Source organism: Nostoc sp. 106C (genome assembly GCF_002154725.1).
GTDB lineage: Bacteria > Cyanobacteriota > Cyanobacteriia > Cyanobacteriales > Nostocaceae > Aulosira.
In genome coordinates, this window is sequence record NZ_MTAW01000053.1 from 30473 (window position 1) to 51191 (window position 20719).

Here is a 20719-nt window from a genome sequence, read left to right on the forward strand (position 1 = left end):
TAAAATTTTGTGAGATTAATCAATAAATGACAGTTTTTGAGTTAACAAAACTTTATTTTGGTCTATCACTGCAATTTTATCTCGGATTATTCACAAGCCAACAATGCTAATCCTATAAGAAATCCCCCACGTTGCGGCGGGGGATTTTGATTAATTACCTAGAACACTACTAGCCGGATCAACCGAACTTACCAGCGGTGGAGGCAATTAGGAATGCTGCGTAGGTGAAGACGTAGCCAACAGTAAAGTGAGCTAGACCAACCAAACGACCTTGAACGATGGAGAGAGCAACGGGCTTATCTTTCCAGCGAACTAGGTTAGCTAGAGGAGTGCGCTCGTGTGCCCAGACAAGGGTTTCAATCAACTCTTGCCAGTAACCTCTCCAAGAGATAAGGAACATGAAGCCTGTTGCCCAAACTAGGTGTCCGAACAGGAACATCCAAGCCCAAACAGACAAGTTATTCACGCCGTAGGGGTTGTATCCGTTAATCAACTGAGCAGAGTTAGCCCAGAGGTAGTCACGGAACCAGCCCATGAGGTATGTGGAGTTTTCGTTGAACTGAGCAACGTTACCTTGCCAAATACCCAGATGTTTCCAGTGCCAGTAGAAGGTTAACCAACCTACTGTGTTTAACGCCCAGAACAGAGCTAGATAGAAGGAATCCCAAGCGGAGATATCGCAAGTACCGCCACGACCAGGACCGTCGCAAGGGAAAGCATAACCGAAGTCCTTTTTATCGGGCATCAGCTTGGAACCACGGGCATCCAAAGCACCCTTAACGAGAATTAAGGTGGTGGTGTGCAGACCTAAGGCGATCGCATGGTGTACCAAGAAGTCGCCAGGGCCAATTGTTAAGAACAAGGAGTTAGTGCCAGAGTTAATGGCATCTAACCAACCAGGTAACCAAACGTTAGCGTAGTTGGGATAGGCTGTATAAGCAACGCTATCAGAGTTAGACAGTAGGGTGTTTAAGCCGTACAGTACCTTACCATGTGAAGCTTGGATAAATTGAGCAAATACTGGCTCAATTAGGATTTGCTTTTCAGGAGTACCGAAAGCAACTACTACGTCGTTGTGTACGTACAAACCTAGGGTGTGGAAGCCTAAGAAGAGAGATACCCAGCTGAGGTGGGAAATAATCGCTTCTTTGTGCTTGAGCACACGGTCGAGTACGTTACCTTTGTTTTGTTCGGGGTCGTAGTCACGAACCCAGAATATTGCGCCGTGGGCGAAAGCACCTACCAACAGGAATACAGCAATGTATTGGTGGTGAGTATATAGCGCTGCCTGCGTTGTATAGTCCTTAGCAATAAATGCGTAAGGAGGCATGGCGTACATATGCTGCGCCACTAGGGAGGTAACTGTTCCCAATGCAGCTAGGTGAAATCCTAACTGGAAGTGCAGAGAGTTGTTATAGGTGTCGTACAACCCTTGGTGAGGCAGGTTGAACTGACCTTCGCTCTTGCTACCGGGTACTAAACCAGACTTGGAGTTCAGCATTTCTTTGATGCTGTGACCAATTCCAAAGTTAGTCCGGTACATGTGTCCGGCAATGATGAAGATAACAGCGATCGCCAAGTGGTGGTGAGCAATATCAGTCAACCACAGGGATTCTGTTTGGGGATGGAAGCCACCCAAGAAAGTCAGGATTGCAGTACCTGCACCTTGAGATGTGCTAAATACATGACCTGCTGTATCAGGGTTTTGGGCGTAAACACCCCAGTTACCTGTAAAGAATGGTGTTAAGCCTGCTGGGTGGGGTGCGGTAGTTAGGAAGTTGTCCCAACCTACATGCTGCCCGCGAGCTTCAGGGATAGCAACGTGGATCAAGTGACCGGCCCAAGCCAAAGAGCTGACGCCAAACAAACCTGCCAAGTGGTGGTTCAGGCGGGGTTCAGCACTCTTAAACCAAGAGAGGCTAGGACGGAACTTGGGTTGCAAGTGCAACCAGCCAGCAAACAGAAACAATGCTGCTAACAGTAGGAGGAAAACGGAACCGGTGTAGAGTTCGCTGTTTGTCCGCATACCGATGGTATACCACCAGTGGTAAACACCAGAGTAAGCAATGTTTACAGGATTGCTAGCGCCAGCTTGGGTAAAAGCCTCAATCGCTGGTTTACCAAAGTGGGGGTCCCAAATTGCATGAGCGATTGGACGGATGTGAATGGGATCTTTAATCCACTGTTCAAAGTTACCTTGCCAGGCTACGTGGAACAGGAGGCTGGATGCCCACAGGAAGATGATTGCCAGGTGACCGAAGTGAGTGGCGAAAATCTTTTGGTAAAGATTTTCTTCGGTAATGCCATCATGGCTTTCAAAATCATTACCTGTAGCGATCGCATACCATATCCGACGCGTAGTCGGGTCCTGTGCGAGATCCTGGCTAAATTTTGGAAATTTCGTTGCCATAGGTTTTGATAATTCCTCTGACCTTTAGCCATCAGGTTTCAGCTTTTAGAGTCCTGAGTTTTGAGTTTTCACTGATTACTCAGCACTCAGCAACGCCAGTCCGCTCAAGTCGGGAGACCCGCCCAAGCGGCTGGCTCCTCAGCACTCTATATAGCTGATTGCTACCCTACTGAAAGAATGTGTGCGTGGAAGAATGCCCAGGTGGTAGCAATTCCTCCTAAGAGGTAGTGAGCTACACCTACTGCCCGACCTTGAGTGATGCTCAAAGCGCGAGGCTGAATTGCTGGTGCTACCTTAAGTTTATTATGCGCCCAAACGATGGACTCAATCAGTTCTTGCCAGTAGCCACGACCACTGAACAGGAACATCAAGCTGAATGCCCATACGAAGTGAGCGCCCAAGAACATGAGTCCGTAAGCAGACAGCGCACTTCCGTAGGAGTTGATTACTTGTGAAGCTTGCGCCCACAAGAAGTCACGCAACCAACCGTTGATTGTGATGGCACTTTGGGCAAAGTTACCACCAGTAATGTGAGTTACATTACCTGCTGAGTCTACAGTTCCCCAGACATCCGATTGCATCTTCCAGCTGAAGTGGAAAATTGCGATGGATATGGTGTTGTACATCCAGAATAGACCAAGGAATACATGGTCCCAACCAGACACTTGACACGTACCGCCACGACCAGGACCATCGCAGGGGAAGCGGAAGCCTAGATTAGCTTTGTCTGGAATTAGACGAGAGCTACGGGCAAACAAGAATCCTTTTAACAGAATCAAAACGGTGACGTGAATTTGGAATGCATGAATGTGGTGGATCAGGAAGTCTGCTGTTCCCAAAGCAATGGGCGCAGCTGCTACCTTACCGCCTACAGCCAGAATTCCACCACCAAAGACATAGCTAACAGGTTCTAAGGCATTGGGGGCAGTTGCACCAGGAGCTAAAGCGTGGATATTTTGTACCCACTGAGCAAATACTGGCTGCAACTGAATTGCTGTATCGGAGAACATATCTTGGGGACGACCCAATGCACGCATTGTGTCGTTGTGGATGTACAGTCCGAAGCTATGGAAGCCTAGGAATATACATACCCAGTTGAGGTGAGAGATGATTGCATCTCTGTGACGAAGCACCCGATCCAGCACGTTGTTTTGGTTCACTACCGGATCATAATCCCGCACCATAAAGATGGTAGCGTGAGCCGCGCCGCCTACAATCAGGAATGCTCCAATCCACATGTGGTGGGTGAAGATACACAACTGAGTAGCGTAGTCGGTTGACAGATATGGATACGGAGGCATTGCGTACATGTGGTGCGCGACGATAATCGTCAGCGAACCCAAGAAGGCAAGGTTAGTTCCTAACTGCGCATGCCAAGATGTGGTCATGTTTTCATAAAGACCTTTGTGACCTTCGCCAGTGAAAGGACCTTTATGGTTTTCGAGGATTTCTCTAATGCTGTGACCGATACCCCAGTTGGTGCGGTATTGGTGACCTGCAATAATGAACAGTACAGCGATCGCCAAGTGGTGATGGGAAATATCTGTCATCCACAAGCTGCCTGTAACTGGGTTCAGACCGCCCTTGAAGGTGAGGAAGTCAGCATACTGACCCCAGTTCAAGGTGAAGAAAGGTGCTAAACCATTGGCAAAGCCAGGAAATAGGTCGATCAACAAGTCTTTGTTCAGGATGAACTCGTGGGGCAAGGGGATATCTTTTACAGCTACCCCTGCATCCAACAGCTTGTTGGTAGGTGCAGACACGTGAATTAAGTGTCCAGCCCATCCCAAGGAACCACAACCTAGCAATACTTGCAGGTGGTGATTCAGCATCGATTCCACATTCTGGAACCATTCCAGTTTGGGAGCGCGCTTGTGGTAATGGAACCAACCAGCAAACAGGAACAAGCCTGCTAATACCAAGCCGCCAATAGCAGTTACGTAGAGCTGGAATGAGTTGGTAATACCCCAGCCACGCCATACGTGGAACAAGCCAGAGGTGATTTGAATACCGTGGAAGCCACCGCCAACATCACCATTTAAAATGTCTTGTCCCACAATGGGCCAAACGACTTGAGCACTAGGCTTAACATTTAGAGGGTCGCTCAGCCAAGCTTCGTAGTTAGAAAACTTAGCGCCGTGGAATATCATCCCGCTCAGCCAAATCGTCACTACAGCTAAGTGGCCGAAGTGTGCTGCAAATATCTTGCGGGAGATATCTTCTAAATCGCTGGTATGTGTATCAAAATCGTGGGCGAGGGCGTGCAGGTTCCAAATCCATGTGGTGGTTTTGGGACCTCTAGCTAAAGTTCTGTCGAAGTGTCCTGGGGTTGCCCATCTCTCGAATGAGGTAGGTACAGGATCTTTATCAACTATCACTCTTGCCTTTTTTTCCTCTCGCTCCGGAGGACTAATCGTCATTCGACCTCCTCTCTAGATAAGGAATGAGGAATCAGGAAACCACAAAGTTAACCATTATCGCATTCTCCAGAATTTTTCTGGAGGGCGATTTAGACCCGATGTGGAAGTTTGTTTCTGTTGAATTATAAAGTCTTCACTTGTACATTGTTGGAGAGAATTTAACAATAATTCAAAATCACTGAAATAATTGTCCAATCTGCCTTTGAACTTCAAAGCAATGGGCAAAAAGTCAATAGATTATTCATTTTATTTACAAAGCAACACAATTCGTAAAACTTATGGTTTGAAACCGTGTAATCAGCATTTCGGCAGTTGGAGTTGTGGCTATTGTGTTTAAATTACTGTTGGCAAAAAACTGTCCAAAAAACTCCACCAAAGACAAAGTAAAAATCCCTATTCTCTTGTAAGTAGGTTTTTTCAGTAGTCAGTGGTCTGTTGCATTCGTGCAGCGTGTCGTAGCGGGGCAAAAAATCTATATGCTGCTACGCGAGGGGATGGCGCATTGAACCATATTCAAGAACAACTGACAATTAACAGATAACAAATGACACGCGTAGCGTAGTAAAAATTATGTAGTGTGAAGCAGATTTCATCTTTTGGGCTATAGTTCCCTATGGACAGTTTGAGCCACAATAATCTGGCAGTTGTTAAGACTATCACTGGGTGGAAGGCATGAACTCTTGGCAGAAGACGGTGTTAGAGAATCTCCTCCCCAGGAGGTTCGCTGTTTTTAGATGGCTGATGACATTGTTAATAGTCTTGAGTTTGGCAAGCTGCGGCGAGAAAGCTGTTAGCCAAGATATATCTGCTGGTTATACAGACAAGCCACAACAGATTTCTAAAGAATTTTCGGAAGTTTCTCCACCAGCTACGATCCAAGAACTGCGCCCAGCTTTGGAGAGTTATCAGCCACAGGTTTCGATAGTTACACCTCAATCTGATGAAGTCCTCCAAGACAATAAAGTTACAGTTCGCTTTCAGGTTAAGGATCTACCAATATTTAAGAAAGCGCAACTAGAATTAGGTCCTCATCTCCACGTAATTCTTGATAACCAACCATATATAGCTGTTTACGACTTAGATCAGCCTTTGGTTTTCTCAGACTTAGCTCCAGGGACTCACACCTTGCGTGTTTTTGCCTCTCGTCCTTGGCATGAAAGTTTCAAAAATGAAGGCGCTTACGCTCAGACAACATTTCACATTGTTACCAAAACTGAAGATAATAACCCAGATCCATCTCTACCTCTGCTAACCTACAGCCGTCCTAAAGGTGACTACGGAGCAGAACCAATATTACTGGACTTCTATTTAACAAATGCGCCCCTCCACCTCGTCGCTCAAGACAACCCCAACGACAATATCAGTGATTGGCGAATTCGTTGCACAATTAATGGTGAAAGCTTCGTTCTTGATCGCTGGCAAGCAATTTACCTCAAAGGCTTCAAACCTGGTAAAAATTGGGTAAAACTGGAATTTCTGGATAACCAGGGTAATTCTGTGAAAAATGTTTTCAACACCACGGTTGGACTGATTAATTATCAGCCCAAGGGTAAAGACACACTTTCGAGAATTGTAAGAGGAGAACTGACAGCTGATGAGGTGCGTGGTATTGTAGACCCGAACTATACGGCTAAGATAGCACCTGCTGAACCAGCTTCCACACCTACCCCTACAGCCACACCTCAAACACAGCCAACACCGGAAATTGAGATTCCACAAGTACCCGTAACACCGCCAGCTGAGTTAAAGCAGCCAGAAGAACCAAAGTCAACATTACCAAGGTCTGTACCATCGCCAGAACCACAGCTACAGGTAACGCCAACACCTTCTGCTACTGAGTTACCTGAAACAGTCTCTCCTAAACCAGAAAAACCAAAGTCTGGCGGATATTTCCAGCGCCGTCGCTCTTCCACTGCTACACCATCTCCAAGCGTGTCACCAAGGTTACCAGAAATTATCAAGACGCCTCAACCCGAATCAACTGTATCTCCAGAGACAACATCAAAGCCACAACTAGAAATAACGCCAACACCTGAAGCTACTGTATTACCTCAACCACAGCCAGAAGTAACGCCAGTACCTTCTGCCACTCCATCACCCCAGCTACAGATAAAACAGCCAGGAAAAACCGGATTTAGCAGATATTTCCAGCGTCGTCCACGTCCCACACCTCAATCATCGCCCAGTTTACCGCCCACGCTACCAGAAGTTATTGGCTCTCCAGCACCGCAACCAACAGCGCCGTCACTAGAGACTACGCCAACACCTCCAGCCATCGAAGTACCTCAACCACAGGTCGAAAATACCGAAGAACAACCAAATTCTTCAGAGACAGTATCACCGAATTTATTGCCTACGCCAGTAGCGCCATAAATTCGGAATTATACTTTTTTGGGCAAGTTGAAAAGCTCAGAGGTATTAAATCTATCAGTTCGTCTAAAGCTGCGCGATCGCTGATCATCCAAAAATACTTAACTCTAGCTCTTGTGCTAAATTTTCCACAAAAGCTAGCCCCGCTACTGGGTTTCCCACTGTATCCAAGGCGGGGCTGTAGCAAGCGATCGCTCCTTCATCTGGTACTATTGCTAAAAGCCCACCACCAATCCCTGATTTCATCGGTAGACCAATTCTGACGGCAAACTGGGCAGACGCCTCATATAAGCCACAAGTTAACATCACAGCATTAACAATCCGACGGTGTTTTGATGATACTAAGCGATTTTCGCAAGCTAAGAGTTTTCCGAGCAGAGCTAAATCTTCCACTTTCCCTGATAGACAGCATATTTGCTCGTAAGTGTCAAGAGATATTTCCAGATTTTCTAAATGCTGGGTTTTGGCAAGATAATTAGCGATCGCTTTATTAGCAGGAGAACGAGTTAATCGTACTGAAGCTAGCATAAATTCATCCAACTTTAGCTGACAACCTGCTAATTGGTTCAACCAATTACAAAACTGCTGAGTGCGATCGCTGGCATTTCTTCCTGGTAATTTATCGGCTAGGGTAATTGCTCCACTATTAAGCATCGGATTGCGGGGATATCCGCGATCGGCAATGAGTTGATCTAGGGAATTAAATGGTGCATCCGATGGTTCAACCCCTACCCATTGTAAAACTGTCTCTGCTGTGAAATTTTCTAACAGATACAGTAGTGAGAATACTTTGATCGCACTCATCAGTGGAAATACACAAGCCGTATCACCTGTACTGTAAGTTTGTCCTGTTGCACAACAGATGTGAACCCCAAACCAATAAGGATTAGCCATATTTAATCTTGGAGTGCGATCGGCAACTCGTCCGCGATCAGCATAGGGTTTGGCTTGTTGTACCCAAGCTGATAAATCCGTAGTGGTGATTGCTTGAAGTCCTTTCAAAATTGATCTAGCCCTTACAAGATTTCTCGATAAAGTAAAGTGATGAATTAACACTCAAAGCCAAGAATACCCTAGGGTGTCACGGATTTGATTTGTATTCTAGAAAAGCAAAACGCTATAAATATTTTCTAATCAAATAGAAAGGCTTAGAGTTGATCTAACTCCAAGCCTTAAATGTAACTTTCTTTTTTTAAGTAATCTTTGTTACAGTGTCAAAGATTGAGGATTTGTTTCAATTAACTTAGCTAAATCTTGCAAGAATGCTGCTGCATGAGCACCGTAAATAATGCGATGATCGGAAGTGATATTCACCTGCATTTGTTGCCGCACACCAAACAAACCATCAGATGTTGCTACAACTTGTGGACGTGAGGCTCCGATCGCTAAAATCGAACCCTGTCCTGTGGGTAAAATCGCGTCGAATGTGTCTACGCCAAACATCCCCAAGTTAGACACGGTAAAAGTGCCACTATTGTATTCATCTGGTTGCAGTTGTTTTGCTCTAGCACGTTCTACTAAGGACTTCCAAGTGCGGGATAGAGAATAAATATCTACTATGTCTGCATTCTTTAATACAGGTGTAATCAATCCGCCATCATCCATCGCTACAGCTACGGAAATGTTGATATCAGAATGATAAACAATTCCTTGGTCTGAGTAGCTGGCATTAAGTAATGGGTGTTTTTGCAGCGTTACTGCTACGGCTTTTGCCAGTAGCGCTGTCATTGTCACTCCCTTGGATTTAATCTGTTTATAAAGCTTGTCAAGTCCATCAGTGGTAATTGTGTAACCTACACGGAAGACAGGTACAGATAAGGTAGCTACCATGTTCCGTACTACTGCATTTTGGAAGGTAGTTAAAGGTACTACCTGTCCGGGAACAGCAGTGGCAGTGGGGACGGGTACTGGCGCGGGTACGGGAGTCCGAGGTGCTGGTGCAACTGGAGTGGTTGTTGGTACAGATGGTGGCGGTACAACTGGTGCAGTAGCGGCTGGCTTACCTTGGTTTGCTGCTGCTTCTACATCTTCAGCAACAATACGACCATAGGGGCCACTGCCTTGTAGCGTTTTCAAATCAACTTTTAACTCTTTCGCCAACTTGCGGGCACGAGGTGAAACTACGAGCCTGCCTTCTCGGTGGTTTGAGCCATTTTGAGATGCTAAAGCTGGTACTCCGGCTGAGACAGTTGCGGCAATGGGTTCGGGAGAGGCGGTAGCAGGCGCAGCAGCGCTACCTGAATTGGCAGCAGACTTAGCAGTTTCGATTTCAGCTTCTGTTTCAGCGATGAAAGCGATCGCATTTCCGACAGCCGCACTTTCACCTGCTGGCACTAAGATGTGAGCCAGATATCCTTCATAAAAGGATTCCACATCCATATCTGCCTTATCTGACTCGACAACCACCACTGTTTCGCCTTTTTCCACTTTATCGCCTGGCGACTTCACCCAAGAAACAATCTTGCCTTCGGTCATGGTGGAACTCAGCGCCGGCATAAATACTTCGTAAATGCTCATAGGGTGGTTTCAGAATCAATGAATTTATGGACTTTAACAGCTTTTACCAGATCGAATTGTATCTTGGCACGAGAATTTTAGGTTCGAGATTTTTAACTATGGGGAACTAAAAATTGTGAACTAGGGATCGGGGAAGAGTTTTCTCAATGCCCCATAGCCGATTACAAATCATCTCAGGAACCTAAAGACGAGATGAATGTCTATGTGTATAGCAATTCTCAATGCTTCCTTACGATGCAATTGCGATCGCTGAGTATGAGTTAACAGCCAATAGCCGCAGCGAGTTGTTCATCAATCAAATGAGTTTGTTATCTATCTTTATTTTCCGTATAATCACTCACCAAAATATAAAGGCTGCTGATAACCAGAAGGTAGAGGCTCAGCGGTTAAGCTTCAATTTAAAATTCAAAATTGATCATTTACTTGTTTAAAATTTTTGTTTAATTTTATGGCAGTAAAGTGGAAATTGTTCTTGATTGTGATAATAAGTATGTTTGCCACTGCTGGCGCGGGAGTTTATCTGACTCAACACCAGCCATCTGCACAAAGCCTTGAGACTAGAAATGGGCAAGCACAGCAGGTAGCAGCAACTCAGATATCTCAGGATATTGAAACTTATCCAGAGCGTAGCCACTATAAAACTATACCGCTTGAAAGTATTAACTCTACTCTCCAAGGTAGCGATCCTGCTACTCTCGCCTTAAGTGCTTTTGATGATACCGCCTCAGAGACAGGAACACGTAAGGTAGAGGTAGTTTATCCGCAACGCAATCAGGCTTTGGTAACGATTACGCAAATTCAGCAGAATGATCGTTTAGTTGGTGCAGTTAAATATCGAGTTGAAATGACCACTTTTGGGCGATCGCTGTTAATTAGCTCACCGCCTGTATGGCAAATTATCTGGGCTGGCTCCCAAGCAAAATGTGGTACTGAAAATCGGCCCAAAAAGAATTTAATCCTAAGCTGTAAACCCCCTTATGAGGAATTCAAAGCTAGACATTCGTCTTAAAAATACGGTTGGGTTGAAAAATCCACACCACATGCAGTTTTCCCAATTTTCGCAAGTGGCATGGATTAGAAACAAGAGTGCTAAGTAACGTCAGTAGATACCTTTGTATAATTCATTGGTTTTTGGTCAGTAGAACAAAAACAATGAACAAAGAAAAAATGACAGATTTTTAGATATCGCCACGAATTTCTTCTACAATGCCATCGCGCAAAACAATTTCAACCTGAGTTTTACTGATTAGGTTATCACCTGTTTCTATGCGGAAAAAACCTTCCATTTGGAATTGGTTGACTTCCTGATCTAACTCAAGAAACTGTACTTGCTGGAGATTTTGCAGGAATTGATTTTTTTGCTCTAGCAGTTCGCTTTTCTTTTGATTAACTTGAAGTTGAATATTATCAATCTGTTGGAGAGTTTGGGGCCCTGGTGGTTGCAGACTCTGCTTTTGAATCGCAGTGATCGCTCTTTGTCCTTCGATGTCTAGTTGTTGTAATTGCTGATCGGTTTGATTGATCTGGGCTTGCAGTTGCTGTTGTATTTCCTCTTTCCACAGAGGAGTAACAATGACTTTGACATTAACGATCCGTTTCAAAAGCAATTGTTGAGATTTGGAGACATCCATACAGTTTCACGTTCACTCTATATTTTGGTCAGTGGAATTATCAGGCAAACATGGCGTTAATGATATCGCGATAGCGTTCTGCAACGACATGACGCCGGATTTTTAGTGTTTGGGTCATCAAGCCATTTTCAATGGAAAACGGCTCGGGAATAAGTTTGAATGGACCAATGCGGTCATCGACTCGATAGCCTGGACGATTTTGCACTTCCCGATTCAATTCTTTCCGATATAATTCCTGGATTATTTTACTCTCCATGTCAATTTTTTGACTGGGTGAGGCGGTAAGATTGTCACCTGGTGTACTCAAGTTGAGGTTTTGAGTTTCTGCCCATTTTTCTAAAGCTTCGATATTGGGGACAATCAAAGCGCCAAGGCTTCGCTGGTCCTGACCAACAAGCATAATCTGATCGATGTAGGGCGATCGCAAACAGGCATCTTCTATCGGCTGCGGCTCGATATTTTCGCCGTTAGTTAATACAATTGTATCCTTGGCTCTGCCAGTCAGCACTAAGTCATTTTGAGGTGTCAGCCAACCCAAATCGCCGCTATCAAACCAACCTTCAGCATCAATCGCTTTCGCTGTCGCTTCTGGATTTTGGTAATAGCCTTGCATAATTTGTGGACCCCGCAACAACACCAAGCCTCGCTCCCCAACTGGCAGAGGTTTGCGAGTCTCTGGATCTACAATTTTAATTTCTGTAGCAGGTAGTGTCGGGCCAGATGAACCGCGCACATTGTGCCAAGGACGGCGCACATTAGTTACAGGAGAAGTTTCTGTTAAGCCGTAGCCTTGCAAAATTTCTACACCAATAATTTCAAAAAAGCTATCGATGTGTTTAGGAAGTGCGCCACCACCGCTAATTACATGCTTGATTCGTCCTCCCGTGGCTTCTCGGACTTTAGCATACACCAGTTTTTCTCCTAAGGCATGGATAGGAAACAAACTAGAAGCGAGTAATCTTGCGGATAATCGCTCCATCGCTGAAGAATCAAGATGTTCTAAACTCAGTCCCTCGGCAATTCGCTGTGCTTTAATATAGCGATCGCTATTGCTTAGTAAAAAGTTAATTAAACGTTGTTTATTAGCTGGTTGTTCGCGAAACTGCTTTTGTGCTCCTTCATAAATTGATTCCCATAAGCGGGGTACAGCCACCATATAATGTGGTTTAATTTCTTTCAAATCCCGTTTAACAGACCGCAAATTAGTGTAAACCTGTGTGCAACCTTGAGATAGTAAAAAGTACTCCACTGTCCTTTCATAGCTGTGCCAACTAGGAAGAATACTCAGGGCAATATCACCTACTTTAGGTTGTACTACTGTCCCCATAGTTGTTATTTGGTGAATTAAATTGCCATGAGACAGCATTACACCCTTGGGTTTACCTGTAGTACCCGAAGTATAAATAAGCGTTGCTAAAGTATCGTAGTTTTGTTCAACTGGTTCTAGAGAATGGTTAGAGCCAATTTCGATCAATTGTGAAAAATTCAGTACTTTCAGGCTTTCCTCTGTTGGTGCTGCTTCTTGTGAAAGCAAGATTACCAGTTGCACAGGTAAATCCTTGAGCCTGTCTTGCAGTTTCTTCAGCGTCTTTAAATCTTCAACTACTAGTGCCGTGCTGCCACTGTTAGCCACAATAAATAGTAATTCTTCCTTTTCTGCTTGGGAGCTACGCACCGCATCAACGGCTCCAGCCGTCATTATCCCTTGATCGGCAATAAACCACCTGGGACTATTATCGGCAATTAAGGAAATGCGATCGCCTGCCTTGACTCCTAATGCCTGTAAACCAGCAGCAAATTTTTGAATTTGCTCTGCTAATTGGGTGTAATTAATCACTACCTCTGGTTGGGCATGGGGATTGTGTAGAGCAACGGTATTATTAAATAACTTTGCTGCTAATGGCCAAATTTCTGGCAATGAATTCAAATTTGTATAATCAGCTAAACGCTTTAATGCTAAGTGTTCTCGCTCGCTGATATTAGCTAAATAAATAGATGCGGATTTGGTTTTTGACATAACACATCACCTAAATAGTAAATGGCTACTTTTTGATAAATGCCTTCAATATACACAATGCCTTCTGGTATAGCATTTTCGGAAAACTCACGCTTCCATTTACAAAAATTTATGATAATCTTAATTTATATAGTTGAAAAGCAATGGATGTGCTTGCAATTGCATATACTTTGCAGACAGCTAACAATAGTGACCACCTATTTATACAGGGGGGTGATTACCTGTGGTTTTAAAGGATGCCGCATTACTAACGTTGATCAATACTGTTGCTTGTCTGGCATTTCCCAAGCTTCTATCTATCATTCTCTCACCTAAACCCAAACCTACTGAACCATTAGCTAAAGCTTCAAGTTCGCAAAAAGCTAGAGTCCCAATCACTACCTTTCCTTATTGTACTGCTCACCCACTGACAGGCAGCCCATTCTGTCGATTCCGTCCTCACTTTTGTGCTAGGTGTACGCCAAATTAACAATTATTTGAGGGTAGCAGGATTGAGTTGAAAATTTCAAGAAGAAGTTTTGGAGCAGGAAAAGAATACGCAGCTGCATTCCTATCCTTTTAAAATTTTATTTTAAAAAGTCAATATTAAAACATTAATATAATTCTTACTTTATTTTTCAAATAAACGTAAATTTTTCAATATTCAAATCTGATTTCTATATAGAATTTCCAATATATATTCAACAAAATTATAATAAACTCAGATATTAATAATTCGTTTATTGTCAATAAATGAACTAAATTTGATAATTAGTAAAAAATAGTTGTTTACTAATCAAGGATTGAGGTTTAGATTCAGGTTTATTCTATCTGTAACTTTTACTTGAAAGACGGTAAAGTTTTCAATACAACACCAAAAGTTGCTTTTAAGTTGTCTATTTACCTTATAGCATTTCCTAATCTACTGAGGTACAAATTTGTCTGCATTCATCTAGCTTGAAAAGTTTTGCGCCGGGAAACCCGGACGCGCAACGCCAGTTGCTTTAAGCCAGGGAACCCGACGCCAGTTGCTACAACGGAGGGAACCTCCCTCCGGGTTCACCAGTCCCCTACGGCGGGAAACCCGCCTACCCTTCGGGAACGGCTTCGCCGAACAGGGCTGGATTCACCGCAACGCACTGGCTCAACTTTTCGCTGCGTCCATCCTCATTTATCGGCGGTTAATTCTTTCTTGCTGTAACTCACCAACGTGGGAATCGCTATAAACGCTACTTTAAATCTGTAGCTAGCTTACCTAGTAGATTCTCTATAGTAAGCAGTTAAAATCAATATATTTACTTAGCTTATATCAATTAGAAGAAATCCAAAATTGTAAATGTAGTTGAAAGTACAGATTTTGATTCAAAATAAGAAATAGAACCATAAAGTGTCAATTAAGGAGGCGATAATCTATGAGTTTCATAGATTGTATATTATTAACGCTCATCAATACTGTTGCCTGCCTTGCATTTCCCAAGCTGCTATCTATGATTTTGACACCCAAAACCAAAAAAGCTGCTTCATCTCCAACTCCCATAACGGCATCAGAATCTAGTTCTGAAATACCTAGTTTTTCCTAATACAGACTAGTTGTGTATAGGTGCGTTTTGACTAGTGCAATGAGGTAGAAAGCAAAAGTTTTGACGTTTTTCATAAATGCATAGTTGTTTTCACCAACCTGCACTAAATACTAGAATATTATCTTGATGAGAGTGCAATCCAGCTAGCTTTCGGAAAGCGATTGCATTGAGGGAAAATGAACGCAAGTGGAAAAACCGAACTAATACCTTAATCCTTCTCTCTCAACGCGAACTTACGAATCTCGTAATTTGCGCGATCGCCAATTAGCCATGATTAATTACTTTGTCTGAGTTAGGTAGGTGAGTAAGAATATTTCCAAGGATGTTAAAAATTCAAATGCGGTGCGTTACGCTAAAGCGATAACACACCCAACTTCATATTTACCGAAACAATTTTAGCTTAGGGAATGTGAAAAGTTATCTTCTTGGCTTTGCTACTTGCGATTTTCGCGCCGCCACTTTCCCCTAACTAAGCGAATTTCATCATAGCTATAACCTTCACCAAGTTGCTCCCGAATTGGAGTTAGAGAAATATCACCTAGCACTTCTAAAACTTGCCAGATTTTTTTCTGTCTTTCTAAAGGAACCAACTGATTTAAATCTACAGGCTGATTTTTCTCAATTAAATCTGTAAGGTGATTGATAATTGTAGTAGAGCGAACATTTCTTTTTTGAGCAATTTCGTCAACGCTAAAACCTTGTTGATGTAATTGTAATGTTAATAATTCAGTGTTGGAAGGTAAACCAAGGCTGACAATAGGTTTGGAATTATCCTGCGGATCTATTACACCTTGTTCTTGACGATAGGCGCGAATTTCTGCGAGGAACTTCTCACCATATTGCGCAAGTTTGTGGCTACCTACGCCAGAAAGTTTCGCAAATTCAGTGAGGTTTTTTGGTTGTACCTGAGCCATTAATTTCAAGGTAGAATCTTGAAAAACAACGTAAGGTGGTACAGACTGTTCATCTGCTAATTGTTTGCGAAGCGATCGCAACCTTTGCATGAGCATTTCCACTTCAGCAGCTTTTTCACTACCCTCTTCCCAGGTAATCTTTTGTACCACAGGTACAGCTAGGTTAACTGTGCGCTGTCGCTGCATGACTTCCCAACTCAAGGCGTTAAGTTTCAATACTGAATAACCATCGCTGGTTTGTTCTAATAAGCCTTGATGTAAAAGCGATCGCCCCAACATTCGCCACTCATCAACACTTCTATCTTTACCAATACCGTAAGTAGAAAGCTTGTCGTGTTCGTTTTGGGTAATTTTCTGGTTTTTTGCTCCTCGCAACACATCAATAATATGTAGCATCCCAAATCTTTCTTTACAACGCGCCACACAAGATAAGAACTTCATGGCTTCAATTGTCCAATCTTGCATTGGTTTGGGATGACGGCAATTATCACAGTTACCACAGTTCCCAGCAAACCGTTCCCCAAAATAACCTAGTTGAATCGTGCGCCGACAATCTGTACCTTCGGCATAGTCTATCATTTGCCGTAATTGTTGCTTGGCAATCAACTGCTCTTGCGGATCGGTTTTTTGGTCAATACTCCATTCAATTGTTTTAATATCACCAAAGCTGAAAAAGATTGTACAGCGCGATGGTTCACCATCTCTACCTGCTCTACCTGATTCCTGATAGTAACTCTCTAAATTCCGGGGAATATCAAAGTGAACTACCAGCCTCACATCTGGTTTATTAATCCCCATACCAAAGGCAATGGTTGCTACCATGACGCGCACATCATCCCGAATAAACCGCGTTTGATTCTGGCTGCGTTCTTCGTCAGGTAATCCGGCATGATAAGATAAGGCAGCAATTTTATCATTTTGCAGTTTAAAGGTAAGTTCCTCAACTTTTTTACGAGTTAAACAATAAATAATTACTGAACCTTCTGTTTCTCGAATTAATTCTAATAACTCAGCGTAAGCATATTTCGTTTTAGAACGAACTTCATAATAAAGGTTTTGGCGATTGAAGCTAGCAACATGGATACTAGGTTGCTTTAACCCTAGCTGTTGGATGATATCACTACGAACGCGATCGGTTGCTGTGGCGGTAAGCGCAACAGTAGGAACATTCGGATAACGTTTACGCACAGATCTTAACTGGCGGTATTCTGGGCGGAAGTCATGTCCCCACTCAGAGACACAGTGCGCTTCATCAATGGCAAAGGTTGAAATACCGATTTGGTGATTTACTAAATCTAGAAACGGAAGAAATCTTTCACTAAGAAGACGTTCTGGGGCGACGTAAAGTAATTTAACTCTACCGTTGAGGATGGCTTCTTCCCGCGATCGCACCTTATACGCATTCAAACTACTATTGAGGAATGTGGCGCTAATATTATTGTTTCGCAGTCCTTCTACCTGGTCTTGCATCAAAGCAATCAGTGGCGACACTACCACCGTTAAACCTTTCTTTAACAGCGCTGGTAACTGAAAGCACAAAGATTTACCGCCACCTGTAGGCATCACCACCAGCAAATCTCGATTTTGCAGCGCATCTTCGATAATTTGCCGTTGTCCAGGGCGGAATCGGTCGTAACCGAAGTGATATTTCAGCGCTTGTTCGAGATTGGGATACTGAAGCATAGCGATCGCTTTTTTTGGAGCCTTCTGCGTGAGTAGTTATGAGGATAACAGGATTTTAACAATCTCCCTGATTGAAGTAGCAACGATCTAATTGCACTCATCGCAAATAACAGCGATCGCTTCTTGAGAAAGACATGAGGATGAGGAGTAATATGAATCTCAAGTTCCAGGTAGATTTCGTAACCGTTCGTTCAAATGTGTACGGTCTGCCATAGACCGCAAGAGCGGGCCGTGAGAAGTAAATTCTACAACACTGACAGAAGCAACTGGGCAGCCAATTCGATAGCGGAAGCGTCCTACATCAATACCTAATAGACTGCACAAGATAATTCTGATGGTTGCTTTATGAGAAACTACTAAAATATTGCCACTAGTGTAAAGCTGCTTGATTTCTTCAATTACCTGCATGGCACGATAAGCTATTGTCACTGCCATTTCTCCACCTGTTGGAGCATACCATGCCGGATCGGCTGACCAACGCAGATAATCATCATGATATTCTTGGCTGATGATTTCTGGCGATTTTCCTTCCCACTTACCATAATTAATTTCCTTCAACCCTTGCCGCAGTTCTGGTTGGATCTCTAACGCTGCACAAAGGGGTGCTGCTGTCGCCACAGTTCGCTGCATAGGACTGCAAAAAACTGCTCTCCAGGGGGTAGAAGTGTATGCATCTGCAAACGCTTTCGCCATTTCCAAACCCTCTGGAGTAAGTTCTGAATCTATCGAACCGCAAAAGGCATTTTTAAGGCTGCATCCTGTTTGTCCGTGGCGGAGGAAATAAAGAGTTAGGCTCAAGATAGTTTCCCTCTATTAAAAAAATAGGGTCTTGGGCATGGTAACAAAGTTTTTCATAAATTGTTTATCCAGCCTTTTGGGGGATCTGTTGTTGGATACGAGCTTTTAGTTCAGCCATCAGATTTTCCCCACTGCGACGAGCTTCCCAAGGCCCAAAGTGGTGACGACCAATGTTCCACTGTCCCTGTATATAGTCCTCATTTTCTGAGAGGGTGCCAATGTATTTAATGGGAGCGGGTGAGGTAATTAAATAGCGCTTGGTAAAACTAATACTACGCCCATTAACCTCCCCACTGATTTGGGCTTCTCCTAAATAATTGTCATCCAAAATAGAGCCACTTAGAGCATTGCCACTTTGAACAAAGACTGCTTCAAAGCGGCTAGGGACTCCTTGTTGCCAGTACGTTCCTAGCCAAGTACCATTCAGGTCTGCCATGAGATTTTTCCAGTACTTATATTCCATTTAAGGGTATTCTCATGTCAGAGAACGTAAATATTACAACTTTGAAAGACCAAGCTTGCGATCGCTAACTTAACTCTATCAATAGACTTGTCGCTAAATCAGAGCTTAAAAGTGGCAAAGATCGGCAGGCGATCGCATATGCTGGCGATGAGCTACTAATATGCGATCTTGCCATAGCCTACAAAGACAAGCGGGTTGTAATTCGATGCATTGCTTCTTCTACATTCTCTCGACTATTAAATGCCGAAATGCGGAAGTAACCTTCACCAGCAGCACCAAAACCAGAACCAGGAGTTCCCACCACGTTGACATTTTGCAGTAGCTTATCGAAGAATTCCCAGCTCGATAAACCATTGGGAGTTTTCACCCAGACGTAAGGTGCATTCACGCCGCCATAAACTGCTAATCCTGCGGCTGTTAATTTCTCACGAATAATTTTGGCGTTTTCTAAATAGAAACTAACTAGTGCTTTGATTTGCGCCTGTCCTTGTTCAGAGTAAACTGCCTCTGCACCGCGCTGCACGATGTAAGAAACACCATTAAACTTGGTAGATTGGCGGCGATTCCAAAGTTTCCACAGTTCTACATCGGAACCATCAGCCGCTTTGGCTGTCAGCGTTTTGGGTACGACGGTTAAAGCGCAGCGGGTTCCTGTAAAACCTGCATTCTTCGAGAAAGAACGAAACTCGATCGCAACTTCTCTGGCACCTTCTATCTCATATATAGAGTGAGGAATTTCCGGATCGGTGATGTAAGCTTCGTAGGCGGCATCAAAGAATATGATCGAGCCATTAGCTTTAGCATAGTCTACCCATGCCTTGAGATGTTCTTTGCTCGCAGTTGCACCGGTGGGGTTATTGGGGAAGCAAAGATAAATTAAATCAACTTTTTGAGCAGGAATCTCTGCGGTAAAGTTGTTCTCTGCGGTAATGGGTAAATAGACTAAGCCTGCAAACTCGCCTTTATCGTTAGCGTTGCCTGTATTCCCTGCCATCACGTTAGTGTCTACGTAGACAGGATAAACCGGGTCTGTAACGGCGATCGCGTTGTCATGTCCAAAAATTTCCAGAATATTGCCAGTATCGCACTTGGAACCGTCAGAGATAAAAATTTCCGAGGCGTCTATCTCAGCCCCCCGTGCTTGAAAATCTTGGGCAGCAATTTTTTCCCGTAACCAAGCATAACCTTGTTCTGGGCCATAGCCTTTGAAGGTAGCGCGATCGCCCATTTCTTCTACAGCTTTAATCATCGCTGTGCGACAAGCCTCTGGCAGAGGTTCTGTAACATCGCCAATACCCAGGCGGATGATCTTAGCATCAGGATTGCTTTCAGCAAAAGCATTTACCCGTCGCGCAATTTCCGGAAACAAATAACCTGCTTTCAGCTTGAGGTAGTTGTCGTTAATCGTTGCCATAGTAGATTGTGAAAAACGCCCTCACACAGCTTACTGTAATTGACAGGCGCGATCGCATTCCGTGCTGATGTCTTCTGAAAAAATAGTGTAGACGCCGTGGACGGGTTCTCTGGCATAAAGGAGCCTGCGCCGTGGGCAGCTCCGCCGACTTGAGGCGACTGCCGTTAACGAGCGTCACCCATAGGATTTGTTGCAGACATCGTCCTCAAGACTGGTGTAAGTCTGTGTTTGTTCTGACAACGATTCTTAGCTAAATAAACTATATGTGTTGGACTTTCTCCTATTAGGTGAGCAGCTTAATGTTCATCTTCCCGGTCGAGAAATAGTCTAGGGATTAGGTATTATCTGGCGATTTATACAATTAGTAAATTGCCACAGAATTGTCAAAAAACTCCTGTTGGATTTTAGAGTAATTTAATTGCTCATCCAAAATCAACTTTACCAAAGAAAACTTCATCAAATATTTAAAATTTTCTTATATAAATTTCAAACAATAGCCAAAAATTTCTTATATCTCTTCATG

15 protein-coding genes are annotated in these 20719 nt (G+C 43.7%); 4 read left to right on the plus strand and 11 right to left on the minus strand.

Features of this window, described 5'->3' with window-relative positions; translation table 11 throughout:
- Positions 1 to 178: 178 nt before the first annotated feature.
- Positions 179 to 2410, minus strand: coding sequence for a photosystem I core protein PsaB (psaB, locus tag BV375_RS04635; RefSeq protein WP_086757761.1), 2232 nt, complete (start codon positions 2408 to 2410; stop codon positions 179 to 181).
- A gap of 161 nt (positions 2411 to 2571) precedes the next feature.
- Positions 2572 to 4830 carry a photosystem I core protein PsaA gene (psaA, locus tag BV375_RS04640; RefSeq protein WP_086757763.1) on the minus strand — a complete coding sequence of 753 codons (2259 nt, stop codon included), beginning with the start codon at positions 4828 to 4830 and terminating at the stop codon, positions 2572 to 2574.
- Between the two features lie 672 nt (positions 4831 to 5502).
- Between psaA and BV375_RS04645 the strand changes: the two genes are divergently transcribed.
- On the plus strand, positions 5503 to 7203 hold the full coding sequence (locus BV375_RS04645) for a hypothetical protein (protein ID WP_243713845.1): 1701 nt from the start codon (positions 5503 to 5505) through the stop codon (positions 7201 to 7203).
- Between the two features lie 84 nt (positions 7204 to 7287).
- On the opposite strand, the gene glsA is transcribed toward BV375_RS04645, so the two are convergent.
- The gene (gene glsA / locus BV375_RS04650; RefSeq protein ID WP_086757765.1) at positions 7288 to 8202 is read right to left on the minus strand and encodes a glutaminase A; all 915 of its coding nucleotides are present in this window, start codon (positions 8200 to 8202) and stop codon (positions 7288 to 7290) included.
- A gap of 204 nt (positions 8203 to 8406) precedes the next feature.
- Positions 8407 to 9717 (minus strand): dihydrolipoamide acetyltransferase family protein, encoded by a 1311-nt coding sequence (locus BV375_RS04655; protein ID WP_086757767.1) that lies wholly within the window; start codon positions 9715 to 9717, stop codon positions 8407 to 8409.
- 221 nt (positions 9718 to 9938) lie between these two features.
- Here BV375_RS04655 and BV375_RS04660 point away from each other — a divergent pair, with 221 nt between their 5' ends.
- A complete protein-coding gene (locus BV375_RS04660) occupies positions 9939 to 10148 on the plus strand; it encodes a hypothetical protein (RefSeq protein ID WP_086757770.1) in 210 nt (69 codons plus the stop codon).
- A gap of 17 nt (positions 10149 to 10165) precedes the next feature.
- Positions 10166 to 10726 (plus strand): hypothetical protein, encoded by a 561-nt coding sequence (locus BV375_RS04665; protein ID WP_086757773.1) that lies wholly within the window; start codon positions 10166 to 10168, stop codon positions 10724 to 10726.
- A 169-nt stretch (positions 10727 to 10895) separates the two neighbouring features.
- On the opposite strand, the gene BV375_RS04670 is transcribed toward BV375_RS04665, so the two are convergent.
- The 3 genes from BV375_RS04670 to BV375_RS36525 form a co-directional block, all read right to left on the minus strand.
- Positions 10896 to 11348: a YlqD family protein gene (locus tag BV375_RS04670; RefSeq protein WP_086688317.1), complete on the minus strand. Its 453-nt coding sequence runs from the start codon at positions 11346 to 11348 to the stop codon at positions 10896 to 10898.
- A 40-nt stretch (positions 11349 to 11388) separates the two neighbouring features.
- On the minus strand, positions 11389 to 13365 hold the full coding sequence (locus tag BV375_RS04675) for a long-chain fatty acid--CoA ligase (RefSeq protein ID WP_086757776.1): 1977 nt from the start codon (positions 13363 to 13365) through the stop codon (positions 11389 to 11391).
- Between the two features lie 201 nt (positions 13366 to 13566).
- Complete coding sequence (locus BV375_RS36525; RefSeq protein WP_166507369.1) at positions 13567 to 13743, minus strand: hypothetical protein; 177 nt, start codon at positions 13741 to 13743, stop codon at positions 13567 to 13569.
- 568 nt (positions 13744 to 14311) lie between these two features.
- On the opposite strand from BV375_RS36525, the gene BV375_RS35760 reads away from it, so the two are divergent.
- On the plus strand, positions 14312 to 14545 hold the full coding sequence (locus BV375_RS35760; RefSeq protein ID WP_143841991.1) for a hypothetical protein: 234 nt from the start codon (positions 14312 to 14314) through the stop codon (positions 14543 to 14545).
- Between the two features lie 813 nt (positions 14546 to 15358).
- On the opposite strand, the gene recQ is transcribed toward BV375_RS35760, so the two are convergent.
- From recQ to BV375_RS04700, 4 genes are all read right to left on the minus strand, one after another.
- Positions 15359 to 17521, minus strand: a complete 2163-nt coding sequence (gene recQ, locus BV375_RS04685) for a DNA helicase RecQ (protein WP_086757780.1) — start codon at positions 17519 to 17521, stop codon at positions 15359 to 15361.
- A gap of 159 nt (positions 17522 to 17680) precedes the next feature.
- Positions 17681 to 18319, minus strand: a complete 639-nt coding sequence (locus tag BV375_RS04690) for a histidine phosphatase family protein (RefSeq protein ID WP_086757782.1) — start codon at positions 18317 to 18319, stop codon at positions 17681 to 17683.
- A gap of 64 nt (positions 18320 to 18383) precedes the next feature.
- Complete coding sequence (locus tag BV375_RS04695; RefSeq protein WP_086757839.1) at positions 18384 to 18755, minus strand: hypothetical protein; 372 nt, start codon at positions 18753 to 18755, stop codon at positions 18384 to 18386.
- A 205-nt stretch (positions 18756 to 18960) separates the two neighbouring features.
- Positions 18961 to 20196 (minus strand): LL-diaminopimelate aminotransferase, encoded by a 1236-nt coding sequence (locus BV375_RS04700; RefSeq protein ID WP_086757785.1) that lies wholly within the window; start codon positions 20194 to 20196, stop codon positions 18961 to 18963.
- Between the last annotated feature and the right edge of the window lie 523 nt (positions 20197 to 20719).